Here is a 13,646-nt window from a genome sequence, read left to right as displayed (position 1 = left end):
ATGGATTATATTAATGACGGAAGTGACGCATTCCAGTAAATATCATACTAATGTTATGTTCATTGGCTGCAGTAATAATTTCATCATCGCGCATTGAGCCACCCGGCTGAATAATAGCGCTAATGCCAGCTTCTGCAGCGGCATCGATCCCATCGCGGAAAGGAAAGAAAGCATCAGATGCCATGACCGAACCTTTAACTTCTAAGCCTTCATCACTTGCCTTAATGCCCGCGATTTTAGCGCTGTAAACCCGGCTCATTTGCCCAGCACCAACACCAATCGTCATGCCGCCTTTGCAATATACTATGGCATTTGATTTAACATATTTTGCGACCTTCCAAGCAAATTGTAGGTCATGCATTTCAGCTTCTGTTGGCATGCGTTGGCTGACAATTTTTAGGTCAGCCTCAAGCATTTGGCCTAAATCGCGGTCTTGAACTAATAAACCGCCAGTGACGCGTTTGTAGTCTAGCTCTGCGACTCGTAAATGCGGCAAGTCGCCACAGCTTAATACGCGAACATTAGGCTTTCTGGCTAGGGTTGCTGCGGCAGAAGCACTGATGCTTGGCGCAATAATCACTTCTACAAATTGTCGGTCTATAATGCGTTGAGCAGTGGCAGAGTCTAGTTCACGGTTAAATGCAATAATGCCACCAAACGCGGAGGTTGAATCAGTACTGTAAGCTTTTTCATAGGCTTCAGTAATATCTTTACCCATAGCTACACCGCATGGGTTTGCATGTTTAACAATAACGCAAGCAGGATCTTGAAAGGCCTTTACACACTCTATAGCCGCATCTGTATCAGCAATATTGTTAAACGAAAGTGCCTTGCCTTGCACTTGTTGGGCAGTGGATACACTAGCTTCGTTGGTCTCATTTTCTGTATAAAAGGCAGCACTTTGATGTGGGTTTTCACCATAGCGCATATCCTGAACCTTTTTAAATTGAGTGTTAAAGGTGCGTGGGAATTTAGAGCGTGTATCCAATTGTGCGCCTAGGTAATTAGCGATTGCACCATCGTACATAGCCGTGTGTTCAAATGCTTTACAGGCAAGGTCTGTGCGTGTGGTTTGGCTTAGGCCACCTTTATTTGTTAACTCTTTAAGGATGCCCGAGTAGTCAGAAGAGTTCACTACAATCGCGACATGTTTGTTATTCTTTGCGGCTGAGCGAACCATGGTAGGGCCGCCAATGTCTATATTTTCAATAGCCATATCTAAGGTGCAGTCATCACGTTCAATGGTAGCTTTAAACGGATAAAGATTCACTACCACAAGGTCAATTGCATCAATGCCATGCTCTTCCATGACCCCGTCGTCTTGCCCACGCCGGCCCAAAATGCCACCGTGAATTTTGGGGTGTAGTGTTTTTACACGGCCATCCATCATTTCTGGGAAACCAGTGTAATCAGAGACTTCAATAGCAGCGATACCTGAATCATTTAATAACTTAAAAGTGCCCCCGGTGGACAAAATTTCCACTCCAGAATGACTCAATTGTTGGGCAAATTCTACGATGCCTTTTTTATCTGAAACGCTGATGAGAGCCCGGCGAATGGCGTGTACATGTGACATGATTCTATCCTTTTAACTACGGAGGTTGGTGCTGTCTAAAGTAAATCGTACTGTTTTAATTTTTTACGTAAAGTGCCTCGGTTAAGGCCAAGAAGGGCAGCCGCCTTAGACTGGTTATCTTGAGTGTGTTGCATTACGCACTCAAACAATGGAGCCTCTACCTGATGCATAAATAAATCATATAACGCAGTGGTTTGTTGGCCATCAAGTTCGTTAAAGTACTGGGTTAAAGATTGTTCTACACTTTGGCGTAAGGACTTTGGCACTTGCCCTTTCTCGGCGTCATTATCATTGCTCAAAGCCGAATTGTTGCTAGGGCTCTGGGCTTCAGGCAACGTGTTTGTAGGGCTCTGGGCTTCAAGCAACGTGTTTGTGGGGTTATTGGTGTTATAGCTCATGGTGCTAAGCCGCCTGCTCTTCAGCGCTGTCAAAGTAGTGGTTTAAAAACTCAAGTTGCTGCAGTTGAGTCTGTAGTTGATTAAATAGTTTTCGCTGGGTAGGTTCTTGCTTCAGGTACCAGCCCACATGTTTGCGTGCAATGCGTGGCCCCATAACCTCTCCATACAAGCTATACAGACCATATAGATGTTGCTCTAATATTTGCCAAACTTTAGCGTTGCTCGGTTTTTCTAGGGGTGTGCCATGTTTAAGGTAGTGGTGCACCTGTTGGAAAAGCCAAGGGTTGCCTTGGGCGCCTCTACCTATCATAATCCCATCAGCACCAGTATAACAGAGCACATGGGCCGCATCTTCTGCAGTATTGATGTCGCCGTTAGCAATCACTGGGATATTTAAGGCCTGCTTTATAGCAGCGATCGTGTCGTACTCTACCTCACCTTTAAATCCACAGGCACGTGTTCTGCCATGCACTGCGAGGGCTTGGATGCCCGCATCTTGGGCAATATTTGCAATATCTAAACCGTTACGTTGGTCAGTACTCCATCCTGTGCGTATCTTTAAAGTTACCGGCACGTCTACGGCAGAAACCACTGCTGTTAGTATGTCTTTAACTAAGTTAGGGTCTCGCAGTAATGCTGAACCTGCAGCTTTTTTGAGTACTTTTTTTGCAGGGCAACCCATATTAATATCGATAATTTGGGCCCCAAGCGCAACATTGGCTTGGGCCGCATGGGCCATTTGAGCTGGCTCACTGCCGGCAATTTGCACACTAATAGGCAAACTGTCATCAGCATGGGGTAAGCGGCGTTGAGATTTTTGTGTATGCCACAAGGAGGTGTCAGAAGTGAGCATTTCGGCAACAGCTAGCCCCGCACCTAGGTGACGACATAGGTGCCGAAATGGACGGTCAGTGATCCCAGCCATGGGCGCCAAAATCAAGCCATTTTCAAGCTGGTGAGGACCAATAGCAAAACCGTGAATAACACTAGAGTAATTCATTACAAGTTTAAAAAATGCCTAAAATTTGTCACAAGAGAGTGTTAAAAATTAATGACCCTATTGTACGAGTTGTACGTTTTTTGTTCAACTCATCTGGTGATGAAATTGGCTATATGTGTTAAAACAAACGCTGAGGGTGCGTATTTAAGGTGATATTTAACCCCCTTTCTGAGTACAGAAAATGTACTATATTTGATACCTAGAAGAATGTATGATGAAATTTGCTTGCGAACACATTGAGCTTAATAGACCGTCTATGGTGATGCACGCAGTGCACTTAAATAATTATAATAAAAGGAAACTCATAATGTCGATGTACGATAAAATAGAACAGTCAATGGCTGATAAAAATGTAGCGGCTTACATGGACCTTCTGCATGAAGATTTTACTGTTGTTTTTCATAAAACCGGCAACAGCTTCTCCAAAAGCCAATGGGGCGAAATGATTACGGGCATGTTTGGTAATGACAAGTTTATTCAAGATTCTACCCGTTGTGTTTATGAGAATGATGACATTTTAGTAGCGCATATGTTTATGTCTTACCCAGATGACACAAAAGAAGCCGTTATGGGCATTTCTATGCTTCAAGGTGGAAAGATTATTCGTATGGAAACTGGCGCTACATCGTTGAGTTAACAACTTAACTGCGTTCTGCATACCTAGGCAGCCATGTGTTAGCCAGGCATACATGTGTGGTTAACTGTTTGAGTGAGAAAATAACGTTCCCTTGTTGTGTGTCCCTTCGAGCAAAAATTCTTCTGCGGAGGTTAGGTCGTAGCCATTACAAAGAAACATGTCGCGGCCCTGATCTAGCATAAATTGGGTAGCTTTAAGCTTGGTTACTATGCCTCCAGTAGCAAATTCATGGGTAGACGAATCTGGCTTCTGAAGTTCAGAGGGCGGAATTTTTGTGACTAATTTGAACAATACTGCGTCATCGTGCTCGTTGGGGTTTTTGTCATAGTAGCCGTCAATGTCGCTCAGAATAACTAGAATTTCCGAGCCGCTGTGGTGGGCGACATGAGCCGATAATTGATCGTTGTCACCAAATACTTGCTCAGAAATAGTAGTGATATCATTTTCGTTAACGATGGGCATTATTTCGTGTTCAATTTGTGAATCTATAATTTGACGAAAAATTTCGATATGCGCTAATGAATCAAAATCTTCTTCTGTCATTAGCACCTGACTAGTGACGACATCATAAATATCGAACAGCGCTTTATAGTTGCTCATTAAAATTGGCTGACCTACAGCGGCCAGTACTTTTTTACTAATATGCTTTTTTCGATCTAATTTGAGTGCGGTATAGCCTGATGAGACGGCACCTGAAGAGACCAAAATGACGTCATAAAACTGCTTCAACTTGACGATAAATGAGACTAAATTAAGCATACGCTGCTTGGCGACGGCATTGTTTTCAGTTAAAACACCGCTGCCTACTTTCAAAGTAATACGCTTCATTTGGCCTTCGTCACTGTTGTATTTAATAAGATATTTTTTACTCCTGTGTAATTAATGGGTACTAATTATTGTAACACAAGCGACATAATTGTAACACAGGCGACATTAAAACCTTATTGCCACAGGGCAATACAAACTATCCCTAATAAGCATACACCAAGCCATTGACGTACCACTTGAGGGTTACGCTGAAGCATGAGGTGATGAAATTTAAGCCCAAGAAGGTGGCCACAGGTGGTTGGTATAAGTAGGGCCAGGGACCACTGCCATTGAAGATCTACCCCTGCAATAGCAAAGGCCGACATCTTGATTAGGACCAGAATGAACCAGAGTACAAACAAGGTATCACGGTAGGCTGATATAGCCATTTTTCTTACCGCTACAGCAACAATCAGGGGAGCGCCAATCAATGAGGCACCACTAAAATAGCCACCTAGGATATAGAGTAAACGGTCTACCCAAGGGGACTGGCTGCTAATTTCCCATTTCACTATCCAAGTAATCGCGTAAAAACCAGTAATAGAATAAATAAAAATCACCATCCATTGGGTTGGCATACTCAATAAGCCGATAACACCAATGAGTTTGGGGATGATCATCCACGTTAGCGATTCTTTCAAAAACTCACGGTCTACTTGCTGAAAGCGCAGCCCCGTAGTAATGCCAGAAAATATGAGTAGGTGAGTAGCAACGATAGGTAAAAAGAACAAAGGTTGGTCTTTTACTAATAACATGAGTGGCAAACCCAGTGCAGCCCCACCAAATCCCAAGCCTGCGCGCACGAAACCAGACCAAGCAAAAATGCCACTAATGAGGATTAACTCAGTGTTACTAAATTCCATGATGAGTTAGCGTTTCGTGCCGTCAATACGAACCCAATCCTCTTTAGAGACGACAGAATGCATATCAAACCAAGGTTCATAAGCGTCTATAACGGCACTGGCCTGATGCTCAAGAATACCAGATAGGGCAATTAAACCACCAGTCTTGGTGAGCTCAGCTAAGCGTGATGCCATATCGATCAATGGCCCTGCTAAGATGTTTGCAAGCATGACATCTACGGCCTCACTAGGCGTATTTTCTGGTAGAAATACGGGAATTTTTTCAGCAGCAATGCCGTTGCGCTGAGCATTATCTATGGTGGCAGTTAATGCTTGGGTATCGTTATCTACGCCCACCACATATTCAGCACCCATGAGTATGGCGCCAATGGCTAAAATGCCTGAGCCACAGCCATAATCAATTACCGTTTTTGTTTGCCAGTTTTGTTCTGCAATCCATTGCAAACATAACGCTGTAGTGGGGTGGCTGCCAGTGCCAAAAGCCAGCCCTGGGTCTAGCATTAGATTAGCTGCGCTTGGGTCTGGTACGGGTTTCCAGCTGGGGCAAACCCACAGGTGTTCACCAAATTGAATGGGTTCAAAGCGATCCATCCACTGCCTTTCCCAATCTTTGTCTTCTAAAATTTCGAGTTTGTGGCTTGGAAACGTGATATGTGGGAAAGCCTCTTGCCACCCGCTACTCAGGTGCTCAAGTAAAACATCACCGTTTGTATCGGCCTCAAATAAGCCCATCACCCGCGTATCTTGCCATAGAGGTGTAGTGCCTTTAATAGGCTCAAATACAGGCTCGTCTGCACCATCTAGCATGCTTACAGCCCCTGCACCGCATAGCAATAGCATGTCCTCTAAAAACTCAGAGTGTTCAGGTGTGGAAGATAAGGTAATTTGAACCCAAGGCATTGTTTGATCTCTGTAAGCTATTACGCCTAATATTTCGGCGTTAAAAAAGGGCTCAAGCTCGTCATTTACTTACTTACTGTAAACTCCTCGCTATTGCCCTCTTTTGCCCTGATCTATTGACGCTCGTGACACTTGCAAGGGTCAACAAACAGCCTTGATAAGATCGAAGACGAGGGGGGTAAGTAGTCGGTTTAAAGCCCTAGTTTCTTCTCTAGGTAGTGTATATTAACGCCACCTTCGGCAAACAGAGCATCCCTTACAATTTCTTTTTGTAGTGGGATGTTGGTCTTAATGCCATCAATGATCATTTCGTCTAAAGCCACTTCCATACGTTTTAGTGCTTCTTTGCGAGTGGGCGCGTGGGTGATTATCTTAGCAATCATTGAGTCATAAAATGGAGGTACGGTATAGCCACTATATAGGTGTGAATCTACGCGAACGCCCAAACCACCTGGCGCATGAAACTGGGTTACTTTACCTGGGCTTGGCATAAATGTTTTAGCATCTTCTGCGTTTATGCGGCACTCAAAGGCATGGCCGTTTATAGTGATATCTTCTTGCTTCACAGACAGTGGGTAACCACTGGCAACAAGCAGTTGTTCTTTGATGATGTCTATACCAGTGATCATCTCGGACACCGGATGCTCTACCTGAACACGAGTGTTCATTTCAATAAAATAGAAACCACCGTCTTCATACAAAAATTCAAACGTACCTGCACCACGGTAACCGATTTCAAGGCAGGCATCAGTGCAGCTTTTAAGCACTTGCGTGCGGGCCGCTGCATCCATATGCGGGGCAGGTGCTTCTTCTACCACTTTTTGATGGCGACGCTGCATAGAACAGTCCCGATCATAAAGGTGAATAACACCACCTTGGCCATCAGCCAAAATTTGTACCTCTACGTGGCGAGGGTTCTGTAAGAACTTTTCCATGTAAACTGTATCGTTACCGAAGGCACCTTTGGACTCCGCCTTGGTCACTAAAATGGACGTAATCAGGGTTTCTTCATTGTGCACAACGCGCATTCCACGACCACCACCCCCAGCGGAGGCTTTAATAATAACGGGATAGCCGATGCCTCTTGCAATGCGTTTAGTCCGCTCTTCGTCATCGTCTAGAGGGCCATCAGACCCTGGCACTGTAGGCACGCCGGATTGCTGCATCGCTTTAATTGCTGCAACTTTATCACCCATTATACGAATGGTTGCTGCTGTGGGACCTATAAAGGTAAAGCCACTGCTCTCTACCATTTCTGCAAAGTCAGCATTTTCTGCTAAGAACCCATATCCTGGGTGAATGCCTGTGGCATGGGTAACTTCCGCAGCAGATAAAATGCGGGGGATATTTAAATAGCTTTCAGTAGACGAATTTGGCCCAATGCATACTGCTTCGTCAGCTAAGCGCACATGCATAAGGTCTTTGTCTGCCTTGGAGTGCACAGCCACAGTCTTGATGCCTAGTTCTTTACAGGCACGCAAAATGCGCAGGGCAATTTCTCCACGGTTAGCGATAACAACTTTTTCTAACATAGGAAACTCCGGTATTAGGCAATGGTGACCAGAGGTTGATCAAATTCAACCGCTTCGCCATCTTCCACTAATATAGCTGTAATGGTGCCAGACTTGTCAGCTTCAATTTGATTCATCATTTTCATGGCTTCAATAATGCAAATGACATCACCTTCTTTCACGGTTTGCCCTACTTCAGAAAATGCCGGAGCACCTGGCGATGGGCAACGGTAAAAAGTACCCACCATAGGAGAAGCTACAGCGTGACCGCTAACTGCAGGTGTACTTGGAACAGCAGCAGGTGCAGCAACGGCAGCGACAGCTGCTACTGGAGCAGCTTGCATTACAGGTGCAGCTGCGGCCATCATCATCGCTGATGAAGCGCGGCTAATGCGCACAGACTCTTCACCTTCTTTAATTTCAATTTCGTTAATGTCAGACTCTTCTAGCAACTCGATGAGCTTTTTAACTTTACGAATATCCATGGGATCTCTCTATAATTTTTACAATGAGGATTAACTGCTCAAACGGCCAATGGCGGCGTCCATAGCAAAATGGTAACCGTCAACGCCTAGGCCGCAAATAACGCCCTCGGCAATGTCGGACAAATAGGAATGATGACGGAAGGTTTCGCGCTTGTGCACGTTACTCAAATGAACTTCAATAAAAGGGATGTTCACTCCAAGAAAGGCATCTCGCAGTGCCACACTAGTATGTGTAAACGCTGCTGGGTTAATAACAATAAATTGAACACCTTGATCAGGCGCTTGATGAACTGCTTCTATGAGTTCGTGCTCAGCGTTACTTTGTTTACAGTCTAACGTCACACCCGCTTGCTGACACTGAGATTGGCATTGAGACTCTATCTGCGCCAGGGTCAAGGTGCCATAAATTCCAGGCTCTCTCTTGCCAAGAAGGTTGAGGTTGGGGCCATTAAGTAGCAGGATCTGGGCCATTAAATACTTTCCGTTGCTGCAGCAAGTTGATGAAGATGATGGAAGATAATAGCAGGTTGGCAGGAATTTGCCGAAGTTTTTGTAATTTATTTAGTCCTAGAGGAGTCTTCTCGCGTCTGTTACTCTTATAGACATAAATTATTTTGGATTCTGTTTTATGCCCCTGCCACTCGTTAACCCGTTAATAAGACTTCAAACTGCCATTTTGTGTGGTGTATTTTTAATGCTTACAGCGTGTGTTGCGCAGCAGCCAATTAGTTCTGAAGCAGAACCTGTTGTTAACGCCCCAGTAATTGACCTACCAATAATTCCAACGTCAAAAGTGGCTAACCCGTCCATAGTTGATCCGCTCCCACTAGAGCCAATTCAGGCAGAGCCAATTCAGGCAGAGCCAATTCAGGCAGAGCCAATTCAGGCAGAACTAATTAACGCAGAACCAATTAAGGCAGAACCAATTAAGGCAGAGCCAATTAAGGCAGAGCCAATTAAGGCAGAACCAATCCAAAAAGGCTTCACTCAAGTAAAACCTAAAGTGAAGATGGCTTCTGTCACTGCAACATCGCCGCCGGTATCGGATCTAACGACGCCTGTTCCTAAAAAAGCGATCCTATTAGCCAAGAAAAAAACATCATTAATTAAGAAGCCTGTATCTGTCATTAAAACGGTCGCTTCTGTTGCTAAAAAAATAATACCGGTGTCTTTGGTATCTACTCAAAACCCCACTGACAGCGTTGCTTTTTGGTTAGGCGAAGCCGGCTGGGCTTTTGAAAAAGACCAATTAACCACGCCAAAGGCTAAAAGTGCCTATTATTATTTGTCTAAAGTGTTAGCAAAAGAACCTCAGAACCCCCTGGCCTTAGCTGCCTTGGAAAAAATTGTTCAACGCTATTATGTATTGTTAAAAGCGAGCCTTAATAAAGGTAAAATTGAACAAGCACGGGTCTTTTGGTCTCGCGCAAAAAAAATAATCCCAAAGCATAATGAGCTGGCCAAAATGAGGGCGCTCATTGAAAATCGCAATGTTAAGCAGCAAATGATTGTGGTATCTGAGCCAGTAACCGAACTGCCAGCCATACGTACTCAAAAGCTCCTTTTGCCTGCTCATCTTATTAAGCAACAGGATAAGCAGCTAGCTCAGTGGTTAGTTGTGCTGGCCAAAAAAACCCACGGTTTGCGAGCCACTCTGCTGATTGTGGCGCCTAGTGACACGCAAGCGCGTTGGGTATATCAGGCTATGAATAGTGCAGATCCAGAGCAACGCATCAGAGCTAATATTAAACACAGTAGGCCGGCACGCCTAGAAATTAGCTACCTTGCCCGCAAAGATGAGCTTGAAGTATATGGTAATTAGCACCTTAAAAGTGATGCTCTACTGGCTATGTTAAGTGGCATATGAAAGACTATACCCCGCTATATGCAGGGTAAAACACCCAGCAAAACACAAGGGAATTAGTAATGCTTAACATCAAGCAGGGATTACGCAATCTAAAAGAAGATTATGTGGATGGCAGTCACTGGGTACTCAAGGCTGTTGGCACTGTTTTATTAGCTTATGCATTAATGGCATCAGTGTTAGGCTTCTATTGGAATAGCGAGCCAGATGTTTCGCAACCACCTAGTGCCCAAACAGTCATTGGTGAAGCGACAACAAAGGCTTTATTGCACCTTGCCAATACCCTATTAGATAAGCCTGGCGGTTACCTTTCAAATGATGTTTCCTTGCCAGGCGTTTGGATGGATAACATCCCTAATTGGGAATATGGAGTGCTGATTCAAGTGCGTGATTTATCTCGTGCTATGCGAAAAGATTTTAGTCGTTCTCAATCTCAATCCACAGAAGATATGGATTTGGCTGTTGCAGAGCCACAATTTAATTTTGATAGTGAAAGCTGGATGTTGCCGTCAAGTGAAGGAGAGTATCGCACGGGTGTTAATGCGCTCACGCGTTATTTGGACAGGCTATCTGATGGCCAGCAAAGTAAGGCACAGTTTTATGCCCGGGCAGATAATTTGACGCGCTGGTTAGGCGATGTAGAAACCCGATTGGGTAGTTTGTCGCAGCGCCTTAGTGCTAGCGTTGGTCAAAAACGTTTAAATACAGATCTGGCAGGAGATGCTGAAGCAACGCAGTCCACTAGTACTGCAAGTGAGTTAGAAATTAAAACGCCTTGGTCAGAAATAGATGATGTATTTTATGAAGCACGTGGTGCCAGTTGGGCATTGATTCAGTTGTTACGCGCTATTGAAGTAGACTTCAAGTCAGTGTTAGAAAAGAAAAATGCCCTGGTGAGTTTGCGGCAGATTATTCGGGAATTAGAGTCGACTCAAGAAACTTTATGGAGCCCTATGGTGATGAATGGCTCAGGATTCGGCCTAGTGGCGAACCACTCGTTAGTTATGGCGTCGTATATAGCTCGGGCCAATGCAGGTATTATAGACTTAAGAGGGTTGTTAACTCAGGGTTAAGTTAACAGTTTGCCCCATTGATATTTCAATGGGGCAAACTCGCACTGGTTAGCTTTTGTATGCGGCTGCAGCCACTTGGATTTTAGCCTTGGCAGACTCTACACCTTCCCAACTTTCAACCTTAACCCACTTGCCTTTTTCTAGGTTCTTATAGTTTTCAAAGAATTCTTTGATCTGGTTGCGTAGCATTTCTGGCAAGTCGGTAATGTCTTGTACGTCGTTGTATGCTTGAGTTAGCTTCTCATGAGGGACAGCCAATAGCTTGGCGTCTTCACCAGCTTCATCTGTCATGTTTAAAACACCTACGGGGCGGCAACGGATAACACTACCCGGCACTACAGGATAAGGCGTTACAACTAAGACGTCTAAGGCGTCGCCATCGTCTGCCAGTGTGTTGTTTATATAGCCATAGTTGGCTGGATAAAACATCGGTGAAGCCATAAAGCGGTCAACAAATAAAGCGTCAGCATCTTTGTCAATTTCGTACTTAACAGGGCTGCTGTTGGCTGGAATTTCAATGACAACATAAATGTCGTGAGGTAAATCTTTACCCGCTGGGATGTTTTGGTAGCTCATGATCTAGTCTGATCCTAATAATGGTTAATAGATAGTATGTTAACTAATGCACAGCCTAATGTGGCCATTAGGTTTGGTGATAGCGATTAACTCGCTCAACCTCTTCCTTAGAGCCTAAAATCACTGGCACACGCTGGTGAATATGGTTAGGTTCTACGTCCATAATGGGTTTTTGAGTATCACTAGAGGCGCCGCCTGCTTGCTCAATAAGGAAACTCATGGGGTTGCCTTCATACATTAAGCGTAGCTTACCCGCTTTACTTGGGTCTCGGCTGTCATAGGGGTACATAAATATACCACCACGGGTCAAAATGCGGTGAACTTCAGCCACCATGGAAGCAATCCAGCGCATGTTAAAACGTTTGCCTAGAGGGCCTTTTTCGCCAAGCAATAAATCATTGACGTAGTTTTGCATGGGGGCTTGCCAAAAACGTTGGTTAGACATGTTAATAGCAAATTCTTCTGTGGTTTCAGGTACTTGGATTTGGTCTTCAGTTTGGTAAAAAACACCATCTGAGCCCAAGTTATACATAGCCACACCGTTACCTGTAGTAATTGCAAGAATTACTGAAGGGCCGTAAAGAACATAACCTGCAGCTATCTGTTTGCGGCCTGCCTGCAAAAACGTATCAGTAGTCACTTGGGTGCAGTTTTCTGGCAACGCTAACACGGAAAAAATGGTACCCACCGTAACGTTAACATCTATGTTGGAGCTGCCATCTAATGGGTCAAAAGTGACCAGGTACTGGCCTTCTGCATTGCCTGCAATCGCCTGTTCTTCTTCTTCAGAAGCGATGCCAGCAACGTTGCGGTTAGCCAGTAGGGCCTGCTTGAGTAAGTCGTTAGAAATGACATCTAGTTTTTTCTGTATTTCACCTTGCACGTTTTCTTGCTCAGCAGATCCATATAGACCGCTTAAAGCACCGCCACGAAGGCGCTCGGCAATGTTTTTACAGGTGATGGTTATAGAGTCAACTACGGAGACAAGTTGGGGGTCAACTTGGGATTGCTCAAAGGCTTGATTGAGGCTCAGCATGAGATTTTTAGGGACGTCCATTATAGCGCATAAAAGTTGGGCGCAATTATATGATACTTACTACAAAAAGTCTTGCGGCTTAAGTCTAATGTGACCCGCTTTTGCGCTATGGCAAAGTTATGTGAGTTTGTGTCAGTAGTGGGTGGTAGCTTATGAGCCTTTAGCTGGTACAATAACGATGAAACTCACCTTATACACACGATTATGAATCAAACAGCTGGTAAAACGCCATCTCCAACAGAAAGACCCTACAAGGTGACCTTGGCTATTACTGGTGCTTCAGGCGTGCAGTACGGTTTGCGCTTGTTGCAGTGCCTCTTGGCAGCAAAGTGCGAGGTGTCGCTGATGGTTTCTTCAGCAGCGCAGGTGGTATTGGCAACAGAAACAGACCTTAAAGTGCCTTCGGCCACATCGGCAATGCAAGCCTTTTTTAGTGAATTGTATGGTGCAGAAACGGGGCAGTTACGGGTGTTTGCCAAGCAGCAATGGATGGCTCCAGTAGCATCGGGCTCTGGTGGTGGTGACGCAATGGTGGTGTGCCCATGCAGCACGGGCAGCTTATCAGCAATTGCTTGTGGCTCAAGTAATAATTTAATTGAGCGTGCTGCTGATGTGCATTTAAAAGAACGTCGTAAATTAATTTTAGTGCCTCGAGAGGCGCCTTATTCAGAGATTCATCTTGAGCATATGCTCAAATTAACCCGAATGAGTGCGGTGGTTATTCCTGCCAGCCCTGGGTTTTATAATAGGCCGCAAACTGTGGCAGATATGGTGGATTTTGTGGTGGCGCGAATTATGTCTCAACTGGGTTTGCCGCAGACCTTAGTGCCGGCATGGGGAGAATAGAAAAATTCCAGTAATAGCTCTGGTTTTTCCTCTATTTAGGTTCAATTTGGGCTATAATGTTCGCGCAAGTATTG

Annotated in this window: 15 protein-coding genes; 4 read left to right on the top strand and 11 right to left on the bottom strand. The window is 44.7% G+C overall.

Annotation, left to right across the window (positions count from 1 at the left end; translation table 11 throughout):
• Window positions 1-10: 10 nt before the first annotated feature.
• From purH to dusB, 3 genes are read right to left on the bottom strand one after another with little or no spacing between them, the layout of a single operon-like run.
• Entirely contained in the window at window positions 11-1,576 is a 1,566-nt protein-coding gene (gene purH, locus ABXT60_RS10360) for a bifunctional phosphoribosylaminoimidazolecarboxamide formyltransferase/IMP cyclohydrolase (RefSeq protein ID WP_443630076.1), read from the bottom strand.
• A gap of 35 nt (window positions 1,577-1,611) precedes the next feature.
• Complete coding sequence (fis, locus tag ABXT60_RS10355; RefSeq protein WP_443630075.1) at window positions 1,612-1,974, bottom strand: DNA-binding transcriptional regulator Fis; 363 nt, start codon at window positions 1,972-1,974, stop codon at window positions 1,612-1,614.
• Window positions 1,975-1,978: 4 nt separating this feature from the next.
• Entirely contained in the window at window positions 1,979-2,974 is a 996-nt protein-coding gene (gene dusB / locus ABXT60_RS10350; RefSeq protein ID WP_443630074.1) for a tRNA dihydrouridine synthase DusB, read from the bottom strand.
• 307 nt (window positions 2,975-3,281) lie between these two features.
• On the opposite strand from dusB, the gene ABXT60_RS10345 reads away from it, so the two are divergent.
• Entirely contained in the window at window positions 3,282-3,611 is a 330-nt protein-coding gene (locus tag ABXT60_RS10345) for a hypothetical protein (protein WP_443630073.1), read from the top strand.
• A gap of 60 nt (window positions 3,612-3,671) precedes the next feature.
• Here the strand turns inward: ABXT60_RS10345 and proB are convergent, their stop codons facing one another.
• The 6 genes from proB to aroQ all read right to left on the bottom strand — a co-directional run bounded on the left by proB (window position 3,672) and on the right by aroQ (window position 8,648).
• Window positions 3,672-4,439 carry a glutamate 5-kinase gene (gene proB / locus ABXT60_RS10340; RefSeq protein WP_443630072.1) on the bottom strand — a complete coding sequence of 256 codons (768 nt, stop codon included), beginning with the start codon at window positions 4,437-4,439 and terminating at the stop codon, window positions 3,672-3,674.
• Between the two features lie 113 nt (window positions 4,440-4,552).
• On the bottom strand, window positions 4,553-5,281 hold the full coding sequence (locus ABXT60_RS10335) for a TSUP family transporter (protein ID WP_443630071.1): 729 nt from the start codon (window positions 5,279-5,281) through the stop codon (window positions 4,553-4,555).
• Window positions 5,282-5,287: 6 nt separating this feature from the next.
• Window positions 5,288-6,181, bottom strand: coding sequence for a 50S ribosomal protein L11 methyltransferase (prmA, locus tag ABXT60_RS10330; protein ID WP_443630070.1), 894 nt, complete (start codon window positions 6,179-6,181; stop codon window positions 5,288-5,290).
• A 191-nt stretch (window positions 6,182-6,372) separates the two neighbouring features.
• Window positions 6,373-7,713 carry an acetyl-CoA carboxylase biotin carboxylase subunit gene (gene accC / locus ABXT60_RS10325; RefSeq protein ID WP_443630069.1) on the bottom strand — a complete coding sequence of 447 codons (1,341 nt, stop codon included), beginning with the start codon at window positions 7,711-7,713 and terminating at the stop codon, window positions 6,373-6,375.
• Window positions 7,714-7,727: 14 nt separating this feature from the next.
• Window positions 7,728-8,177: an acetyl-CoA carboxylase biotin carboxyl carrier protein gene (gene accB / locus ABXT60_RS10320; protein ID WP_443630068.1), complete on the bottom strand. Its 450-nt coding sequence runs from the start codon at window positions 8,175-8,177 to the stop codon at window positions 7,728-7,730.
• 30 nt (window positions 8,178-8,207) lie between these two features.
• Window positions 8,208-8,648 carry a type II 3-dehydroquinate dehydratase gene (gene aroQ, locus ABXT60_RS10315; protein ID WP_443630067.1) on the bottom strand — a complete coding sequence of 147 codons (441 nt, stop codon included), beginning with the start codon at window positions 8,646-8,648 and terminating at the stop codon, window positions 8,208-8,210.
• Window positions 8,649-8,805: 157 nt separating this feature from the next.
• On the opposite strand from aroQ, the gene ABXT60_RS10310 reads away from it, so the two are divergent.
• The gene (locus ABXT60_RS10310; protein WP_443630066.1) at window positions 8,806-9,999 is read left to right on the top strand and encodes a hypothetical protein; all 1,194 of its coding nucleotides are present in this window, start codon (window positions 8,806-8,808) and stop codon (window positions 9,997-9,999) included.
• Window positions 10,000-10,103: 104 nt separating this feature from the next.
• Window positions 10,104-11,114: a DUF2333 family protein gene (locus ABXT60_RS10305; protein ID WP_443630065.1), complete on the top strand. Its 1,011-nt coding sequence runs from the start codon at window positions 10,104-10,106 to the stop codon at window positions 11,112-11,114.
• A 48-nt stretch (window positions 11,115-11,162) separates the two neighbouring features.
• On the opposite strand, the gene ppa is transcribed toward ABXT60_RS10305, so the two are convergent.
• Both ppa and ABXT60_RS10295 read right to left on the bottom strand, forming a co-directional pair.
• Window positions 11,163-11,690, bottom strand: coding sequence for an inorganic diphosphatase (ppa, locus tag ABXT60_RS10300; protein ID WP_443630064.1), 528 nt, complete (start codon window positions 11,688-11,690; stop codon window positions 11,163-11,165).
• Between the two features lie 67 nt (window positions 11,691-11,757).
• Entirely contained in the window at window positions 11,758-12,747 is a 990-nt protein-coding gene (locus ABXT60_RS10295; RefSeq protein WP_443630063.1) for a class 1 fructose-bisphosphatase, read from the bottom strand.
• A 183-nt stretch (window positions 12,748-12,930) separates the two neighbouring features.
• Between ABXT60_RS10295 and ABXT60_RS10290 the strand changes: the two genes are divergently transcribed.
• A complete protein-coding gene (locus ABXT60_RS10290; RefSeq protein WP_443630062.1) occupies window positions 12,931-13,572 on the top strand; it encodes a flavin prenyltransferase UbiX in 642 nt (213 codons plus the stop codon).
• Window positions 13,573-13,646: the final 74 nt, after the last annotated feature.

Source organism: Candidatus Njordibacter sp. Uisw_056 (genome assembly GCF_047730085.1).
Lineage (GTDB): Bacteria > Pseudomonadota > Gammaproteobacteria > Pseudomonadales > Balneatricaceae > Njordibacter.
Note: the sequence above shows the minus strand (reverse complement) of the source record. Positions and strands in the feature narration are given on the sequence as shown.